The sequence below is a fragment of the Paractinoplanes rishiriensis genome (genome assembly GCF_016862375.1).
GTDB classification, from domain to species: Bacteria; Actinomycetota; Actinomycetes; order Mycobacteriales; family Micromonosporaceae; genus Actinoplanes; species Actinoplanes rishiriensis.
The window spans coordinates 1-18,127 of record NZ_BOMV01000115.1; the positions used below are offsets into that span (position 1 = coordinate 1).

The 18,127-nt window shown below is 67.4% G+C and carries 16 protein-coding genes and 2 pseudogenes; 6 read left to right on the forward strand and 12 right to left on the reverse strand.

Features of this window, described 5'->3' with window-relative positions:
* The 3 genes and pseudogenes from Ari01nite_RS46765 to Ari01nite_RS46775 all read right to left on the reverse strand — a co-directional run.
* Positions 1–193 (reverse strand): annotated as a pseudogene (locus Ari01nite_RS46765) (hypothetical protein); the annotation flags it as partial.
* A gap of 420 nt (positions 194–613) precedes the next feature.
* Positions 614–1,810 carry an RNA polymerase sigma factor gene (locus tag Ari01nite_RS46770; protein ID WP_438872305.1) on the reverse strand — a complete coding sequence of 399 codons (1,197 nt, stop codon included), beginning with the start codon at positions 1,808–1,810 and terminating at the stop codon, positions 614–616.
* Between the two features lie 6 nt (positions 1,811–1,816).
* Positions 1,817–2,179: a YciI family protein gene (locus Ari01nite_RS46775; protein WP_203790906.1), complete on the reverse strand. Its 363-nt coding sequence runs from the start codon at positions 2,177–2,179 to the stop codon at positions 1,817–1,819.
* A gap of 115 nt (positions 2,180–2,294) precedes the next feature.
* On the opposite strand from Ari01nite_RS46775, the gene Ari01nite_RS46780 reads away from it, so the two are divergent.
* Positions 2,295–2,732 (forward strand): SRPBCC family protein, encoded by a 438-nt coding sequence (locus tag Ari01nite_RS46780; RefSeq protein WP_203790907.1) that lies wholly within the window; start codon positions 2,295–2,297, stop codon positions 2,730–2,732.
* A 9-nt stretch (positions 2,733–2,741) separates the two neighbouring features.
* On the opposite strand, the gene Ari01nite_RS46785 is transcribed toward Ari01nite_RS46780, so the two are convergent.
* The 3 genes and pseudogenes from Ari01nite_RS46785 to Ari01nite_RS51350 form a co-directional block, all read right to left on the reverse strand.
* Positions 2,742–3,143: a DUF6855 family protein gene (locus Ari01nite_RS46785; protein ID WP_239163623.1), complete on the reverse strand. Its 402-nt coding sequence runs from the start codon at positions 3,141–3,143 to the stop codon at positions 2,742–2,744.
* Between the two features lie 232 nt (positions 3,144–3,375).
* On the reverse strand, positions 3,376–4,620 hold the full coding sequence (locus tag Ari01nite_RS46790) for an ISAzo13 family transposase (RefSeq protein WP_438872304.1): 1,245 nt from the start codon (positions 4,618–4,620) through the stop codon (positions 3,376–3,378).
* Positions 4,621–4,677: 57 nt separating this feature from the next.
* A pseudogene (locus Ari01nite_RS51350) lies at positions 4,678–4,862 on the reverse strand (helix-turn-helix domain-containing protein); the annotation flags it as partial.
* Between the two features lie 244 nt (positions 4,863–5,106).
* On the opposite strand from Ari01nite_RS51350, the gene Ari01nite_RS46795 reads away from it, so the two are divergent.
* From Ari01nite_RS46795 to Ari01nite_RS46810, 4 genes are all read left to right on the forward strand, one after another.
* Positions 5,107–6,936: an alpha/beta hydrolase family protein gene (locus Ari01nite_RS46795; RefSeq protein ID WP_203790910.1), complete on the forward strand. Its 1,830-nt coding sequence runs from the start codon at positions 5,107–5,109 to the stop codon at positions 6,934–6,936.
* A 356-nt stretch (positions 6,937–7,292) separates the two neighbouring features.
* Positions 7,293–8,228: a ThuA domain-containing protein gene (locus tag Ari01nite_RS46800; protein WP_239163624.1), complete on the forward strand. Its 936-nt coding sequence runs from the start codon at positions 7,293–7,295 to the stop codon at positions 8,226–8,228.
* Between the two features lie 13 nt (positions 8,229–8,241).
* Positions 8,242–10,917 carry an outer membrane protein assembly factor BamB family protein gene (locus tag Ari01nite_RS46805; protein ID WP_203790914.1) on the forward strand — a complete coding sequence of 892 codons (2,676 nt, stop codon included), beginning with the start codon at positions 8,242–8,244 and terminating at the stop codon, positions 10,915–10,917.
* A 142-nt stretch (positions 10,918–11,059) separates the two neighbouring features.
* A complete protein-coding gene (locus Ari01nite_RS46810) occupies positions 11,060–11,548 on the forward strand; it encodes a hypothetical protein (protein WP_203790917.1) in 489 nt (162 codons plus the stop codon).
* 196 nt (positions 11,549–11,744) lie between these two features.
* Here the strand turns inward: Ari01nite_RS46810 and Ari01nite_RS46815 are convergent, their stop codons facing one another.
* From Ari01nite_RS46815 to Ari01nite_RS46830, 4 genes are read right to left on the reverse strand one after another with little or no spacing between them, the layout of a single operon-like run.
* Entirely contained in the window at positions 11,745–12,590 is an 846-nt protein-coding gene (locus Ari01nite_RS46815) for a shikimate dehydrogenase (RefSeq protein ID WP_203790919.1), read from the reverse strand.
* A complete protein-coding gene (gene dctP / locus Ari01nite_RS46820; protein WP_203790921.1) occupies positions 12,587–13,624 on the reverse strand; it encodes a TRAP transporter substrate-binding protein DctP in 1,038 nt (345 codons plus the stop codon). The genes Ari01nite_RS46815 and dctP overlap by 4 nt, the downstream gene beginning before the upstream one ends.
* 38 nt (positions 13,625–13,662) lie before the next feature.
* The gene (locus Ari01nite_RS46825; protein WP_203790923.1) at positions 13,663–14,943 is read right to left on the reverse strand and encodes a TRAP transporter large permease; all 1,281 of its coding nucleotides are present in this window, start codon (positions 14,941–14,943) and stop codon (positions 13,663–13,665) included.
* Positions 14,940–15,506: a TRAP transporter small permease gene (locus Ari01nite_RS46830; RefSeq protein WP_203790925.1), complete on the reverse strand. Its 567-nt coding sequence runs from the start codon at positions 15,504–15,506 to the stop codon at positions 14,940–14,942. Before Ari01nite_RS46830 ends, Ari01nite_RS46825 begins: the two co-directional genes overlap by 4 nt.
* Before the next feature lie 322 nt (positions 15,507–15,828).
* Here Ari01nite_RS46830 and Ari01nite_RS46835 point away from each other — a divergent pair, with 322 nt between their 5' ends.
* A complete protein-coding gene (locus tag Ari01nite_RS46835; RefSeq protein WP_239163625.1) occupies positions 15,829–16,617 on the forward strand; it encodes an IclR family transcriptional regulator in 789 nt (262 codons plus the stop codon).
* A 14-nt stretch (positions 16,618–16,631) separates the two neighbouring features.
* Here Ari01nite_RS46835 and Ari01nite_RS46840 read toward each other — a convergent pair whose 3' ends face one another.
* Together Ari01nite_RS46840 and Ari01nite_RS46845 are read right to left on the reverse strand one after the other, a co-directional pair.
* Positions 16,632–17,672, reverse strand: a complete 1,041-nt coding sequence (locus tag Ari01nite_RS46840; protein ID WP_203790927.1) for a Gfo/Idh/MocA family protein — start codon at positions 17,670–17,672, stop codon at positions 16,632–16,634.
* Entirely contained in the window at positions 17,663–18,109 is a 447-nt protein-coding gene (locus Ari01nite_RS46845; protein ID WP_203790929.1) for a type II 3-dehydroquinate dehydratase, read from the reverse strand. Before Ari01nite_RS46845 ends, Ari01nite_RS46840 begins: the two co-directional genes overlap by 10 nt.
* Positions 18,110–18,127: the final 18 nt, after the last annotated feature.

Below are 18,127 nucleotides of genomic sequence, written 5' to 3' on the forward strand. Positions count from 1 at the left end.
CCGGCACCACGACCACCGAGGTGAGATCGACCACGGCAGCGGATCCGAGCTGGGCGCGTAGCCGGTCCACCGGTTCGTCGGTCACAGCCTGTGGTGCCCGGCTCATCGCCTCGGCGTACTCCAGGACGTCGCGCACCAGCTCCGAGAACACGTCGACCGCCCGCCACCGCGTGTTCTGGCGCGCGTTCTCCACGCACAAGCCCTTTTCACGGTTGTCCCACTCCTGCAGCTTACCGCCCAGTTCGAAGCTGGGAACAGCACCGTGGGGTTGTGCCAGTAGACGCCCACCGCCATCGCTGCGCCCAGTGACGTTCGGCGCTTCGCCACCTCGGCCTGCCGGCCCACGCCTGAGCTGTACGGGCTAGCCAGCCGACAACCGGCAGGCGACCCACCCGCACCTCGAATGCAATCGTCCGGCCTCTTCTGGCCGTCGCGGTCGCCGACAGGAGTTACCAATCCTGATCGGCGACTTCGAAGGGCTGGATCGTCCGCGGCCTGGTCGAAGCCCACGGCGGCCGGGTCGACGTCCGCAACATCGTCGGCGGATGCCGCTTCGAGGTGCACCTGCCCTCCGCCCAGTCGTGAGGTCCCGCTTACTCGTGACCGCGGGCGCTCAACGGAGCAACGCGGCGCGGTGCGTGAGGTAACGCTGTTCGGGCAGGCTGGCGGTCATCCGGGCGGCGTTCAGGTAGGACTCGCGGGCCGCGCCGGGTTCGCCGGCCAGTTCGAGCAGGTGGGCTCGGACGGCTTCCAGGCGGTGACTGTGGGAGAGCCGGTCGTCGGCGGCGAGGGTACCTAGTACGCCCAGACCGGCGGCGGGACCGTGAACCATCGCGACGGCGACGGCACGGCTGAGGGTGACCATGGGGCCGGGTGCGACCTGAACGAGCACGTCGTAGAGGGCGAGGATCTGCAGCCAGTCGGTGTCGGCGGCGGTAGGGGCCTCGTCGTGCAGGGCGGCGATGGCGGCCTGGATCTGGTACTGGCCGACCGGGCCGGTGCCGAGGATACGGGTCAGCAGGCGTTGCCCTTCGGCGACCGCCGCCCGGTCCCACCGGTCGCGGCACTGGTCGGCCAAGGGCACCAGCGAGCCGTCTACGTCGGTGCGGGCGGCACGGCGAGCGTTGGTGAGCAACATGAGCGCAAGCAGCCCTGCGACCTCGGTTTCGAACGGCACCAGCCGGTGCAGCAGCCGGGTGAGCCGGATCGCCTCGGTGGCGAGATCCACCCGGGTGAAATTTGTATAGCCCTCGTTGAACAGCAGATACAGCACGTGCAACACCACGGCGAGGCGGCCGGCCCGCTCTGCCGGCGTGGGAGTTTCGAACCGGGCGCCGGCCTCGCGGATGCGCTGCTTGGCCCGCCTGATCCGCTGGGTCATGGTGGCCTCCGGCACGAGAAATGCCGCGGCGATCTGCGCGGTGCTGAGTCCACCCACCGCGCGCAGGGTGAGCGCGAGCTGCGAAGGCGGCGACAGCGCCGGGTGGCAGCACAGAAACAACAGCACGAGCGTGTCGTCCGGCTCCCCCGCGCTCGGCTGATGGGTCGGGTCGAGCGCGACGGTTACCTCTCGTCGGCGCCGGGCGCTGTCGCTGCGCCAGTGATCGACCAGCACGCGGACGGCCACAGTGGTCAGCCACGCGCGGGGCCGTTCCGGTACACCATCGGCGGGCCACTGCCGCGTGGCCGCCAGTAATGCCTCCTGGACCGCATCCTCGCACGCGTCGAACTGGCGGTACCGGCGCACGAGCGCGCCGAGGACCTGCGGCGCCAGTTGGCGCAGCAGGTCCTCGAACGGTTCGGACACCAGCGCCGGCTACATCTGCTCGGGCGATTCGTCCATGATCCGGCGAACCTCCACGGGGTATTGGGTCACCGCAACCACCTGCGACGCGATCTGCACCGCCCGCTCGTAATCGCCTTCGATGATCCAGTACCCGGCTAGAGACTCTTTGATCTCGGCGAACGGGCCGTCCGTCGATGCGGGTGCTCCGTCGGCGAACCGTACGGTGGTAGCCCCGCTCGGATCGGTCAGATGCCGGCTTTCCACCACCTCACCGGACTCACGCAGCTCCCCGTCCATGCCCATCATCGCCGTCTGCATCTCGGTGATCCAGTGCGGGCTGCGATCGGCGAGCGAGGCCCCCAGGCCACCGAACATCATGATCATGTATTTCATGGGTGTCTCCTTCCGTCCGCCGAACGGTCGGAACGGGCCGCCCGGATCCCGACATCCGCGCACCAGAAATTTTGTCCCCGACCGGTACCCGGACACCAGCCCGTAGCATGCAGGCGTGGCCGTCGACGTGGTTACCGAGATTGTGATCGACCGCCCGCGCGCGGCGGTCGCCGCGTACGCCGGTGACCCGTCGAACGCTACCCACTGGTATGCCAACATCCACTCGGTGAATTGGCATACCAAGCCGCCAGTGCAGGTCGGCTCGGCCGTGGACTTCGTCGCCCGGTTCCTCGGCCGTCGGCTGGCCTACACGTACGAGGTCATCGAGCTCGTGCCGGGCGAACGGCTGGTCATGCGGACTGCGCAAGGCCCATTCCCCATGGAAACCACCTACACATGGCAGCCGGTTGATCCGGGCCGGACCCGGATGACATTGCGTAATCAGGGCGAGCCGGCCGGGTTCGGGAATGTCACCGCTCCGATGCTGGCGGCGGCGATGCGCCGCGCGAATCGGAAAGACCTCGCCCGGCTCAAGCAGATCCTGGAGAAGTAGTTCGCAGGATCACAGGGCGCGCATGCGATTGTTACGGGCGTCGTGGGTCAGCTCCGCCAGGCCGAGCTCCTCCAGCAGCGGCGGCAGGTACATACCGAACCGGCCGCGGTAACCCTTGCGCAGCCCGTACCACCCGCCTACCGGGTTGTCCGGTGAGCGGCCCCACGCCTCGACCGTGCCGTCCGCGACGGGCTTGTTCTCGTCGGCGGCGCCGAGCGGCACCCAGTCACCCAGCTCCCGAAGCCACGCGTGCAGGTCCTCGACCGCGCGCAACTGATACGTCAATCTGGTCGAGCCGACCTGGCAGACCAGCGCGGCCGGATCGGCGGCCTCGTCGCGGTACATCGTGTACTCCGACGACCCCGGCGGCGTCCGCAGCAGCCACGGATCGTCCTTGGTCCCTGCCGCCATGAGCACCTCTCCCGTCGCGCCGACCGCCCGACTTTAGGTCACAGGGTGCCGTCGGCGGGTGGGAACGGCGCTGTGGACGCTGATCAGGCCGGCACATTCCTTCGTAGGAGGGAGCCGACCGAACCGTCATAGGGCATCCGGCAGGTCGAAGGCGGGAGACATGGCCGGGTCGGGGACTCCGGGGACGCCGGCACAGGCCGTGGCTCCCGTATCCTAAGGGCCCGGCGATGAATTAGGTGGTCGGTTCCAGCTCGATTGTCTGGTTTCGTAACGCTTCTGGGATCGGTCCAGGGTGGATGACGTAGTTCCACTCGCCGTGGAAGGCGTATCGCTGGACCGGAACGGCTTTGATCTGCGCGTCGCTGACTCGGATTCCGGTGGGGTACTGGTTGGTGTCCATGACTGCGGCGACGGTCAACCCGGTCTCGGTCGTGGTCGCGGCGATCGTCTCCACGATGACCTGGTAGTCGGTCAGTGGCCGGCCGCGCCAGTTCATCGAGATGAACGAGAACAGGCGGTGTTCGACCTTGTTCCACTTCGAGGTGCCGGGCGGGAAATGACAGACCGTGATCTGCAGGCCGGTCTGCGCCGCGAGCGCGGCGATCTCAACCTTGAACGCCCGCGGCCGGTTACCGTTGGAGCCGCCGCAGTCCGCGGTGAGCAGTAGCCGGCTGCTGTTCGGATATCGGTCCCGGCCGACAGTGTCCCACCAGGTGCGGATCGCGTTGACCGCGAAAGCAGCCGTGTCGTGATCCACCCCGACGGTGACGAACCCGGTATCGGCGCCGATGTCATAGACCCCGTACGGAATCGCGCGCGGCACGCCGCTGGGGAAGTCATGACCGTTGACCTGCACGGGCTGACCGGTCGGCTGCCATTCCCGGCCGGTTTTCGCGTACTCACCGACCAGTTCTTTCTTCTTCGTGTCCACGCTGATCACCGGGTCACCGGCGTCCAGGAACGTGGCGGCGAGAGCGTTGATGTGGGCGAACTGGGCATCACGGTCGGGATGCCCAGCGCCTTCCTTCGTCTTGAACACCGCTTGCAGCCGATACCCCGCCTGTTTCAGCAGCCGGGCCACGGTCTTCTTACTGACGGTGAAACCCTCGGCATACAAGCCTTTCATCAACTGAGCCAAAGATTTTGTGGTCCACCGCAACGGCGACGTCGGATCCCCGCGAGTTTCCGGCGAGACCAACGCGTCCAACGCCTCGACGATGCCCGGCTGAGCCTGTTCCACCGAAGGGCGGCCCGCGCCCGGCGCCCGCACCCGCCCGTCCGGCTCAACACCCGCCCGGACCTCACTCACCCCGGCCTGCACCGTGGTCCGCGAGGCCCCCGACAACTGGGCCACCAACGCGATCCCGCCCCGGCCGATCGCCACGGCCTCAGCACCCAGCAGCAACCGCCACTGCCGCTCATCCAGATGCGGCCGCAGCACAGCCAGCTTCACCGCTAGGGCATCCTCACTCATCACACCGAACCCAACGAGCCGATCATGAAAACCGCCGACCAGCTAATTCATCGTCGGGCCCTTAGGGTCCAGCGCGCGTAAACCGCTCTCGTTGAACGCGTGGATCACGTCACGCACGGTGTCCTCTGCGCGGCGACCAGACGAGCGATCGAGGACACCGGTGTTCCGGACGCCGACGCCATGATGATCAACGCCCGGCGCACCCGGACGGAATCGTGTTTCCCTCGCCGCACGAGTTGCTGGACGCCGTCCGGCGTGTCACCGACCCGGCGAAACGTTCATGGTCAACGCACTAGGACCCGTTGCATCGAGCGCACCCCTGCCGTGTCCGAGCCGGAGGTCGCTGGCCGGGAAGCGTCACGCGGCATTGACCGAACCATTCAGCGGCACTTATGGTCCGTCCAGCGGAACACAGGTTGACCGCGAAAGGTGACGCCCATGACCACCATCGACCGCCGCCGACTTCTTCAGGGCACCGCCGGGATCGCCGTGACCGCGGTGCTGACAACATCGACGTCCACCCCCGCGACGGCCTCCGCTGCCACGGTCGGCGAACCTCAGCCCCTCGACGGGCGCCCCTTCCCGGCTTACGACTACACCCGGGCCAACAAACTGCCGCGGGAGATGACCGGCTACTGGACCAAGTCGTTCGACATCGCCGGCCGCACGCGCACCGCGAAGGTGTACATCTCGCCGGAGACACCGATTAGGTCCTACTACACGGTCATCGCGGTACCGGACGGCGTGGACACCGCCGAGTTCCTGCACTCCTCCCGTTGGCGGGAGATAGCCGACGAACGCGAAGAGGGCCTGTTCATACTGGAACCCGGTCCGGACGGCTGGGACAGCGCCGAAGACGAGACCGGCTACGTGGACGCCGCGATCTCCTTCTATCAGAACAATCGCTATTTCTCGATCTTCGGGCTGCACTATCTCGTCGGATATGCCCGCGGCGGGCCAGCCCTGGAGGCCTGGGCGGTGGCACATCCGCTGCGAGTCGTCAGCCAGGTCTACATTGATTCACCGGGGCTGAGTGCCGCCTACCTGGCCTCATACGCGGCACGCGAGTTCGGTGGACAGACCGACGGCTACCTACCGGTCGAGTTTCCAAAAGGTTTCGATCTCGCCCGGTACGACGAAACGCCAGTGCCGACGTGGTACATCAACCCGGACCTGCGGACGGTCACAGCCAGCCTCTCCTATTGGAAACGCGCCAACGACACCGTGGCGTCCGGAGCCAGGCACGACACACTCGGCACGGTATATCGGCAACGCCGCGGATCCGACCGCTGGATGACATCCCATGCCGGGCCGATCTCGCTGGTCGCGGTCCAGCGCCGACCGGTCGGCTCCCGCCGGATCGTCGATTTCCTCACCGCGTACACCCGCTACGAGAACTTTTTCGCGTACGGCAACCAGCTATACGAACGTGCCGACTACGAACGGCTCGGCATCGAGGTCCACACCATGATGGTCGAGGGCTTCGTCAGGGAGTACCTCACCTACGTACCTCGTTCCGCCCGCCAGCTGTGGCGGAACAAAGCGCCCGTCCTGTTCGTGTGGCCGGGAAACAGCCAAACCGACAAGGTGTTCCTCGACGCCACACAATGGTGGAAGGTCGCCGAACGGGAAGGCTTCATCCTCGTCGTAATCTGCGAACAGTACAGCAACACATCGGTGTCGGTCAGCCACCGCGACTCGAACACTTTTTATCGACAGCTGCGGGACACGATCACCGCACGCTACGACGTCGACACCACCAGGCTCTACTCCACCGGGCAATCGGCCGGCAGCGCGGTCACGCAAAACCTCGCCATCGCCTTCCCGGAGTACTTCGCCGCGGTCGCGTCGACCTCCTTCACCGCTGCCCCGAACACCTCGGGAACCGTCACCATCGACGGCGTGGCGTATCCGGCCAGTGGCCGGATGATCCCCAACTACCAGATCTACGGCTACGGCGACCTAACGTTCCTCGACGGCACCCTGTGGGACGACGTGCAAAACTCCCTCGACAGTTGGGCGCAGTACCACCTGTCGGTCAACCGCCTCGCTCTGGCCGACGTCGACACCGTCGCCGGCCGGCGCAGCGGCTTCCACGATCGCTTCCAGAGCTGGACGTGGAAAGACCACCACACCGGCGTTCCAGTCCTCAAGCTGACAAGGAACCTTTACCGTTCCCACAACACCACGGCCGAGGAGTCGCCGCTGCTGTGGGACTTTCTCAAGCACTACAGCCACGAGGCGGCCGCAGACGGCACGGTCACTCGCTTCTACAGCCCCTCGGCCTTCCGGCGCCGCGGTGACCGCAGGCGCTTGTGAGCAGCTCGATGCGCGTCGCCGGTCCGCGACGGCCGGACCGGCATTGTTATTGACGTCCGGCGCGCTGAGCTCGAACCCGGTCGCCGTGTACCCCAGCGCAGGCCAGTCCACGGGCACCGGCCCCGCATGACGGCGCCCTGCCACGTCGATCGATCCATCCATGGCATCGCAGAGGAGCGAAGTCATATGCAACTGGAACCCATTTCCAGGCGAAGGCGTCCAACATGAACAACTCTTGGCTCAAGACAGTGGTGCCGGTTGCCGCGCTTGCCATCCTCGCGCCGGCGTCGGCACTCGCGATCACGAAGTCACCGAAGGACCGCGGAAGCCCTAGCGGCATCGATCCAGTGTACGGCGTGTGTCGCGGAGTGGACCCGACTTGTTTCAGCGACTGGGGCACCGCACGCGACAACAAGGTGCTGGTGTACTCGCGCACCGCCGGACCGCGGCACGCGAACCTCGGTCGGGTTCTGGATCCCGACAACGCGAGTGTTCAGGGCCTCGGACTGCCCCGCCCGTACGTGATCACGCACGACCACAGTGACCCGGCGGCGTGGCCACGGCCGCTGGACAGCTCCAACGTGGCACAGGCCGCACTGGTCAGAATTCTCGAAGCCGACGGTATCGAGGTGCACGTCACCGAGGACGTCCAGGCGATGGAGCGGCTGAACTCCAGCTACAAAGCCGTGATCTTCATGAGCCCCACCCGCGACACCCTGTGGAACCACGCGCGAGGTGCGCAAGGAGGAACCCGCCTCGACTGGGCCCGGGAGTCGCTGCGCAAGTACATCCAGGGCGGCGGTGGTTTCGTCGGGATCCACAACGCCTTCGGCACCGAGTACGGCTGGCAGTGGTACGAAGGGCTACTCGGCAACGCCAACTACTACAACCACGGTCGTAGCCAGCCCGGCGACGTCGTCATCGTCAACGACCGGGACGTGTCGACCAAGGACCTTCAGCGGCGCTGGGGATTCTCCGACGAGTGGTACAACCTCGTCCCGTACCCGACCGACGTGACCTTCCTCGCCACCGTTGACGAGCGGACGCTGGCGGACGGCGCGGGTGCCGAGGGATCACACCCCGGGCACGGTGCCTTCCATCCGGTCACCTGGTGTCAGTACTACGACGGTGGCCGCTCGTGGGTCACCACGCTCGGCCATGAGGGCGCCGCTTTCCAGGAGAACTCGACCTTCCCCGGCGCCGCCGAGTTCCAGGCACACGTTGAGCACGGCATCAAGTCGGCCATGGGCAACGAACCGTTCTGTACCCCGGCCCGGCGCGGCAAACCGTAGCGGAAGGCGACCGATGAAACCACGAATCTTCGCACCGATCCTGATCGCCGTCGCGATCGCCGTCGTACCGTCGGCTGCCGTCGCTCAGAGCCCTCGAGAGTTGCATCAACGGACCGAACCACCGGGCCTGGAGCCGACCGGGGCGGACATGCCCACGGTCGGCGGCAACCTCGCGAATCAGCACTACTCGGCGCTTAAGCAGATCTCGCGTCGTAACCTCGACAAGCTCGGCCCCGCATGGCGTACGCACGTCTCGGCGGTCGCACCGGCCAGCGACGCCGTTGGCCAGCAGACGACACCGATCGTCGCCGACGGGGTCATCTACCTCGACACACCCGGTGGCGAGGTCATCGCCGTCGACGGCGCCACCGGTGTCCCCAAGTGGAAGTGGGCACCGGAGGGCTTCGCGACATCGGACACGCGACGCGGCGTCTCCATCGGCCAGGGCAAGGTCTACACACTCGCCGACGGCGATCGCGTCGTCGCCCTCGACAAGGACACCGGGGGCCAGGTCTGGGCCGTGCAACCGGCCGTCCAGGCCGGCGTTGATCTCGGCAACCTCGACCGGGTTGCGACCGTGTACCACGACGGCATCGTCTTCGCCCACGCGGCCAACGGCGACCGGGCCGCAGTCGTCGCGGTCCGCGCCAGCGACGGCGGCTACCTGTGGCACTTCTTCGGCGGGCCGGACCGCGGAACCGTCTACACCGATGTCAACGGCAACTCCGTCGACGCCGGCAATACCTGGGGGCCGGTGCTGCCCGACGGCACGCAGTGCAACCTCGAGGGCGGAGCGACGCCGTGGATGCACGGCGCGGTCGACCCCGAGCTCGGCTTCTATTACATGACCTTCGGCAACCCGCGCAGCTGCCGCAGCTCGCAGGACGGCTCGCTGCGCCCCGGCGACAACCTGTTCTCCACCACCATGGTCGCCGTCGACCTGAAGACCGGCGCCTACAAGTGGCACTACCAGTCCATCCGCCACGACGTGTGGGACATGGACAACGTCCATCCGCCGACGCTGGCCGACATCCGGGTCAAGGGCCAGAAGCGCAAGGTGGTGTTCTACGGCAGCAAGTCGGGACACCAGTTCGTGCTCGACCGGGCCAACGGCAAACCCGTGCTGCCGGTCGTCGACAGGCCGATGATCCGGGACTCCCGGCAGCACAACGCCGAGACCCAGCCCTTCCCGACCGAACGGCTGTTGCCCGAATGCGTCGTCTGGCAGAAGCTCGACCCGCGCACTGTCCCGGGCGACCCTTGGCGTGCCGTGCCGAACTACAACGGCTACCAGCCGGCCGCGGACGGCAACCTGGTCTTCAATCCGGACAGCTACGTCAAGGTGGATGAGCCATTCCTGACCTATCCGGAGGGCTATCCCTCGGACCATCGCCGCGGCTGTATGTACGACCCGCAGTGGGACCTGCCGATCCTGTCCACCACCAGCCAGAACGGCGGTGGTGACTGGTCGAACAACTCCTACAGCCACAGCACGAACATGGTCTACTTCCCGTACGGCACCAACCCGGTGGCGCACTGGAACGGCGCCACCGCCAACGGGCAGCGGGCGATCGGCCAATACCAGACCGGAGGCATCCTCGCCTACGACGCTTCGACCGGCAAGGTGAGGTGGCGCAACCACCTCGGCACGGACATGTCGCACGGCCAAGGCCCGATGACGACCGCGACCGATCTGCTGTTCGCCGGCCAGATCGATGGTCGCCTACTGGCGATGGACGCCCGCGACGGTGATGTCCTGTGGGAGTTCCAGACCGGGTCGGGTATCTCGGGCGCCCCGATCACCTACCTCGCCGGCGGTGAACAGTACGTTGCGGTTCTCGCCGCCGGGTCCACGAACCCCTACGGCGGCTCGGTGACTCAGGGCGACTCGCTGTGGGCCTTCAAGCTCGGCGGCACCTACACGACCGAGTCGGGCAGCCAGGAGGGGCCGGACACGGCTCCGCTGACGATCCGCCGTCCGGTGCAGGGCGGCCCGGTGGAAGGAGCGACCGTCGGCAACACGGTTTTGCTGGGCCGCCAGGACCGTACGACGGACACCGCCGCGGCGCGGGACAGCACCTCGCAGCGGGGTATGGCGCCGACCCATCTGCGGGTGCCGGTGGGCACCACCGTGACGTTCCTCAATCCCGAAGCGGAGACGTTCCCGAACTTCCCCAACCAGCTGCCGCACTGTGCGACCCAGTACTTCGAAGGTTTGTTCAATCCTCGGTTGGCTCCGGGGGAACGCTTCGAGTTCACGTTCGACCGCGCCGGTGAGTACTTCTTCAACGACTGCACCGACCCGCGGCCGGCCGGCAAGATCGAGGTGTACCCGACGCCCCGGGACCTCCCGGGTGCGCTGCGGTTCACCCCCGAGACAGTCGACCTCGGTTCCCGGACCGGGATCTTCACCGGAGTCCGGGGCGTCGTGACGGCGACACTGTCCCTACCGGCCGGTTATCGGCTCGACGGCGGGGTCGAACTGTGGACACCACTGTCGCAGACGCCCGTCACGGCCACACACGCGAAGGCGATCGGCCGCACGCTGTTCGTGGTCTTCGACAAGGCCGACCTCGACAACAACGTGCCAGAAGACGACGCCGTGCCGCTGACCCTGACGGCCAACTTCCGGCACGAAGGGAAGCAACAGCAGCTCACATCGACAGCGACGGTACGAATCCGCAAGTAGGACACGCCGCCGGCCCGGCGAGGCGGTGACTCACGTCTCGCCGGGCCCGCAACCTCGCCCCCGCGCAACGTGGGCGGTTCGACGATGGGCGGCAACCATGCCGGAAAACCGATCGAGTCAGATGCCAAAAATGCTCGCTGGATTGGCTGCGACCGTTCTGCTGGTGGGCGTCAACCTGAGTGCGGCGGCACGAGGGCATCAGGTAACGCTGCTCGAGGCGGCCCCCATCGTCGGCGGTCAGTTCCGCCTGGCGGCAAGTCTTCCCACCCGTCCGGAGTTCGGCCGGCTGACGGACTGGTATCGCAGCCAGCTGGCGCGCGCCGGGGTGGACGTGCGGCTGTCGACACCCGCCGATCCGGCCGCGGTCGCCGCGATCGCGCCGGAGACGGTGATCGTGGCCGCCGGCGGCATCGACGCGCTGCCGGCCGTGCCCGGCATCGACCTGCCTCGTGTGGCGGGCGTACGCGCCTGGCTCTCTCAGAACGGCTCCGGACACGACAGCGCAACGGTGACCGTCTGGGTCGCCGACCGGGCGGGACTCGCGGTCGGCGACGCCCTCGCGGGAACCGGAGCGCGCGTCCTCCTGATCGGCGCCCAGCAGGAGATCGCCCCGGAAGCCGGCCCGCCGTGAGAAAATACTCGCCGTGCCGCGCCTGATCGCGAGCCCCGAGGTGCGGATTCTGCTGCGATCCGGGCGAAGAAGTGCGGCCTCCGACCAGCGCCCTGTTGCGCAGCCGGGCCCACCAGTCAGCCGCGAGCACTTTGAGCAGCGCCACCGCGATCAGCAGGGCGATGAACGGTACGACGCTGCATAGCGGGAGCCGAGTTCAGCGACCGGCTCGCAGCAGTTCGGCCGAATCGGCGAACATCGCCCCGGGGTCCGCCGACCGGCCGGTGAACAGCTCGAACGCGGCGACCGCCTGGTAGACGCTCATTGGTACGCCGGGCAGGGTGGGCGCGCCGATGCTGCGGGCGGCCTGCAGCAGCGCGGTGTCGGCGGGCCGGTAGACGAGGTCGGCCACCCACATGCCGGCGCGCAGGTCGGTGGCGGCGACCGGCGAGCCGGGGTGATGGTCCATGCCGATCGGAGTGGCGTTGATGACGCCGTCAGCGGTGGCCAGCAGTTCGCTCACCCCGGCCGGGGAGGCGACGCTGACGCGGGGGCCGAGCCGGTCGGCGAGAGTAAGCGCCCGGGCCCGGTCGATGTCGACGACGGTGAGGTGTTCCGCGCCGAGGCCGAGCATGGCGTGGGCGACGGCTGATCCGGCACCACCGGCCCCGAGCTGAACGACGTGACGCCGGGGCGCGTCGGGGAACTCTTCGGCGAACGCGCATTGGAAGCCGTACGCGTCGGTGTTGTGTCCTGTGGTGGTGTCGTCGTCGAAGACGACGGTGTTGACGGCGCCGAGCGTGCGCGCCTCGGCCGAGAGGTGGTCCAGGTGTTTGATGATCTCCTGCTTGAACGGGTGGGTGACGTTGAGCCCGCGATAGCCGAGCGTGCGTGCCCAGCGCAGCACGTCGGGCAGATCAGCGGCGCGCAAGCCGATGACATGCGAGTCGATCGTGGTGTAGATCAGCCGGATGCCGTGCCGGTCGGCCTCCCGCTGATGCAGCAGCGGAGAGTGGGACTGGCCGATGCCGGCACCGACCAGTCCGATCAGCACGTGGGTCATCCGGCGGAGGTCCGGACGCTCTTGTAGAGCTCCAGGTTCTCGCCGGTGTAGTGGCTGTTGAAGAATGCTTCGGCCTTCTTGATGAAGGCGTCGCGGTCGACCTGGTCGATTTCCACGACGGTACGGGTGGAATCGCCCCGCCAGCCGTCGAGGACCTTCTCGGTCTCGTCGTCGACGCACTTGCGGTTTTCGGCGCGGATGTCGTGGATTGCCTTGAACAGGGCGTCCTTCTGCGGCTGGCTCATCTTGTCGAGGGTCTTGTCGGAGATCACCACGTAGTGGGCGCCGACCTGGTGGTTGGTGAGGCTGGCCACCTTGAGGATTTCGTCGAATTTCTGCGCGTGGGTGGCGACCACCGGGTTTTCCTGGCCTTGGGCGACGCCCTGCTGCAGCGCCAGGTAGAGCTCCTCGACGGCGATGGCGACCGCGTTGGCGCCGAGCGCCTTGGCGTTGGCCAGGAACTGTGGGGTGTTCGGGAACCGGATCTTAAGACCGGCGAGATCCTCCGGTTTGCGGATCGGCTTGGTCGCGGTGAAGGTGCGCATGCCGAAGTACCAGGCGTCGACGATGGTGGTGTTGGTGGCCGTGTTGAAATCGGCGAAGAAGTCCTTGCCGTTCGCGTCGACCCATTTGAAGAAGTGGTCGATGTCGTTGAAGGCGTAGGCTGCGTCGAGCACACCGATCTGGGGGAAGGCGGTCGACATCGCCGAGCCGCCCTGCAGGTCGATGTCGATGTCGCCGCTCTGTACGCCGGCGAAGCGCTCGGCATCCGGTCCGAGCTGGCTGTTGGGGAACATTTCGATGGTGAGGCCGAGGTTCTGCGCCTCGACCCGTTCCTTGAGCAGTTTCATGCCGCAGTAGAAGTTCGGCTGGCTCTCCGGTTGCGAGCTACCGATCTTGATGCTCAGGGTGGGGTTCTCGCCCTCGGCGGCGGGGGTGTTGCTCGAGGTGGAGCAGCCTGCGGCGAGTACGAGTGCTATCGGGAGGGTGAGCGCTGCGGTGAGGCGGTGCCACCCTACTGGACGTCGGTGCATGGTGTTCTCCTCCCGGTACGGGACGGCGGGTTGGTCGGTCAGAATCCGAGGAGGCCGGGCAGCCAGAGCACGAAGCCCGGCAGTGCGGTGACCAGGATCAGCACGGCGATCAGGGGAATCAGGAACGGCGCAACGCCGCGGAACACGACGTCGACTGGTTTGCCGGTAACGGAACTGGTGATGTAGAGGACGCTTCCCACCGGCGGGGTCAGCAGACCGATCATCAGATTCATGATCATGACGACGCCGAAATAAACGGGATCGACGCCGAGGTCCACGGCGATAGGCAGCAACACCGGCACCGTCACCAGGATGACCGCGGTGGCGTCGATGAGCGCACCGAGAACCAGCAGGATGAGATTGACGAGGATCATGAAGACCCAGGGGTTCTCCGACACCGAGGTGAGGTACTCGGCGATGTTGCGGGAGACGTGTGCACGGGTCAGGAGCAGGCCGAGCAGTGCGGCAGCGCCCAGGATGAGGGTGATGCCGCCGGTGATGACCGCAGTTTCGCGCAGCGACTTGAGCAGCACGCGGGCCGTGGCGGAGCGGTAAACCAGCCCGAGGACCAGCATGTAGAGGACCGCTACGGACGCGGCCTCGGTCGGGGTGAAGGTGCCGGACAGGATGCCGCCCAACAGGATCACCGGGGTAAGGAGCGGACCGACGGCCCCCAGCGCGGCACGGACGAAACGGTCACGGTCGAACGGTATCGATCCGAACTGTGGCCGCCGCATGGTCCAGATCAGGATGTAGACACAGAGCCCGGCGGCCATGGCGAAGGCGGGTAGGACGGATGCGGCGAACAAGGCGCCGGTGGAGATCGTTGCTGTCGCGGCGTAGATGACGGCGGGGATGCTCGGCGGCATCACCGGGCTGATCAGTGACGACGATGCGGTTAGGCCGGAGGCGAAGCCGGCGGGGTAGCCGGCCTTGATCATCTGCGGGATCTGCATCTTGCCGAGGCCGGCCACGTCGGCCAGCGCGGACCCGCTCATCCAGGAGAAGCCAACAGCGGAGCCGACGTTCACGTACGCCAGGTTGCCCCGTAGCCGGCCCAGCGCGGCGAGGCAGAACTCGTAGAGCCGGTCGGCGATGCCGAGCCGGTTGGCCAAGACTCCGACCAGGATGAACAGGGGGACGGCCAGCAACGGAAAGCTGTTGAGCCCGTCGAAGGTGGTCTTCACGGCGAATCCGGCGGAGCGGCCGTCGGCCAGCGCGTACCAGAGGCTGGGCCCGATGAAGGCGAGGCCGACCGGCACCCGGATGAGCAGCAGCAGTGCGATGACCGCGCCGACCATCCACAGTTCGAGGATCATTTCGCCTCCGCCGCGTTGAAGGGGGCCTCGTCGCGGTTGGCGGCGAACACCCGGACGAAGGCGCGGACCGCTCCGGAGGCGAACCCGAGCATCGGGACCGCGTACAGGATCCAGATCGGGATGCCCAGGGCGGCCGTCGTCCGGGTGGGGTAGGCCTGGATCAGCTCCCATGCCTCCCAGACGAGTAGTGCGCAGATCACGCCCGTGCAGGCCGCAGACACCGCCTTGACCAGCACGAACGCGCGTCCTTTCACCAGGTAGTCGATGATCTGGATGGCGATGTGGCCGTTGTTGCCGATCAGGTAGCCGACCATGATGAAGGTCAGCACGATCAGCGAGTAGTTGGCGAGCTCGCTCACGCCGGGCCAGTTGAGCGCAGGCACGAACCGACTGACCACCTGCCACAGCACACTGACGAAGATCGTCACCAGAGCGAGGCAGCCGATCCAGAGCTCGATCGAGCCCCAGAGGCGCAGGATTCTCGGCTCGAGCCACTCTCGCCGGGCCTCCGGCTCGGCTGACGAGGCGGGGCCATCCGGTACGGCTTCCGGTTCAGCGGCCATCGGCTGTCGCTCCCGGTGCGTGACCCGTTCGCCGGCCCCGCGGGCCAGCGGTACGGGACGGGTTCCTCAGCAAATGTGCCTCGCTCTCAGATATGTGTCGGCAAATCACACCTGGCGGCCAGCCTGACGGCGGACCATTAAGCGGACCAGTTGAACCGCTCTGCGGATTACGCGTAAGGTACGGGCGTCCCGCGGCCGTGACAAGGGCTTGAGTCCGGTCCGTTACGGATATGTGAATGCGGAGGCCCGCACCCGAGAATCGGGGCGGTGCAGGCAGGATGGTCGACGAATCGTTTCCGGGATACGAGGAGAGTGCGCAACCGTGGACGTGCCTACTACCCGCAACGCCGCGGCGGAGGCGGCCGATCAGCAGGGAGTACGTAGCGTTCAGCGGGCGCTGGGCATTCTCGGCCTGCTGACCGACGACCGGCCCAGGCTGACGATCCGGCAGATCGTGGAGGAGACCGGGCTGGCCAAGACGACGGTGCTGCGTCTGGTGTCGACTCTCGAACAGAGCGGCCTGCTGTGGGCCACCGGCAGCGGATACATGGCCGGGCCTGGACTGTGGCGCTGGGCCCACCTCGCCCGCCGCAGCTGGGAGCTGCCACCCGAAACCCAGCGCGGCATGCGTGAGCTGGCCGCCCGCCGGCGCGAGACGGTCAACGTGTACGTGGTTCGCGACATCTACCGGGTATGCGTCGCTCAGCAGGAGAGCCCGCAACCGTTGCGGCACGTCGTGCAGGTCGGCGACGAACTGCCGATGTGGGCCGGCGCCTCCTCCAAGGTTCTGCTGCGCGACGCCACCCCGGCCCTGGTGGAGCGGATCGCCAAGACCTCGCCCTACGGGCGACAGCATGCCGAGACGATGCGCGGGTGGATCGCCGAGGCCGCCGAGCGGGGGTACGGCGAGAGCCACGGCGAACGCGAGGACGGGCTCTCCGCGGTGGCCGTACCCGTGCTCGGCCACACCGGCGGTGTCGTCGCCGCCCTGGCGCTGAGCGGGCCTACGCTCCGCTTCACGCCTGATCGGGTCACGGAGTTTGCTGCTGACCTGCAGCAGATGGCCCGGCAGATGGCCGAACGGGGCTTCGATCGCCCGTTCAGCAGCTGACCGTTTCCCCGCTGTCACGACGACAACTCCACGGCCGAGCCGGAACGCGACGACTCGTAAACGGCCTCGACGATCGCCAGCGATCGCAGCGCCTCCCTGCCGGTCACGGCCGGATCCCGGCCGTCGCGCAGCGCCGCCACGAAGTCGGCGATGTGCAGGGCATGGTAGGGCGCCAGATGGTCATGAATCTCGGCCAACGAGAGGTCGGATGGCCCCCCTGCGCCGGCGAACGTCTCCTCACCGGGCAGGGTCCGGACGTCGGTGTAGGCGATGCCCTCCGGTGATTCCATAAGGCTCGCCGTCCGGCCGTGCGCGTCGCTCACCCACACCTGCACTCCGAGCCCGGGCTGGAAGGTGGTACCGGCCTGAACCGTGGCGAGCGCGCCGGAGGCGAACTCGATGAGGGCGGCTGCAGTGTCCTCCACCTCGACGATCTGCTGGTGGACGAGGGTGGCGCAGCGGCCGGTGACCTTTCGGGCCGGACCCATGAACCACTGCAGCAGGTCGATGTGGTGAATCACCTGGGTCATCAGGACGCCGCCGCCCTCCGTTTCCCAGCGGCCGCGCCATGGCTCGGCCCGGTAGTAGTCGGCTCCCCGGTTGAGCCGGGCCACGACTCCGCCGCAGATCGGCAGCCCCATCCGTCCGTCGTCGATCGCCGCGCGAATGCGCGCCGCCGCCGGCCAGAAACGGCGTTGGAAGAGCACCCCGAACCGCACGCCGGCGGCGTCGGTCGCGGTGATCATCCGCTCGGCCTGTTCGACCCGGAGGGCAATCGGCTTCTCGCAGAGCACGTGCACACCGCGGCGCGCCGCCGCGAGTACCCCGGCCTCGTGCTCGGCGTGCGGGGTACAGATGGTCACAGCTCCGAGACCGGCGTCCAGCAGCTGTTCCACGTCGCCGAAGGATTTGTCGACACCGTGCTCCTGGGCGAACGCACGAGCGCGCCGGGCATCGACGTCAGCTACCGCGGCTACCCGGACGCCGTCGATACCGCGGAGCGCGCTGACGTGGTTGCGTGCGATTCGGCCGCAGCCGATGATCCCTATCCGCACGGCTGGCCGCCTCGCGACAGGTGGCCGGCCAGTCCGCGCATTCCCATTTCGTAGACCTCCGCACCGAAGCCCGCGAGAAACCCCCAGGCGGCGGCCGCAGTCAGCAAGTTGCGATAGAGCGGTTCGCGGCCGAACACGTTGGTGAGGTGCACCTCGACGATCGGCCGGTCGAGCATGCGCAGAGCGTCGTAGAGGGCGACGGAACGGGTGGAGAGCCCGGCCGGGTTGACGATGACTGCGGCCGCTTCCTCATAAGCCTGGTGAACCCAGTCGATGAGCTGGCCCTCGGCGTTGGACTGGGTGAAGAACAGGTCGAAATCGAGCTCCTCGGCGACTGCCCTGCATCGGCTCTCGATGTCGGCCAGCGTGGTCCGGCCGTACAGGTGCGGCTCACGCCGGCCGAGCATGTTGAGATTCGGGCCGTTGAGGATGAACAACCGTTCCGGCAAGACGAC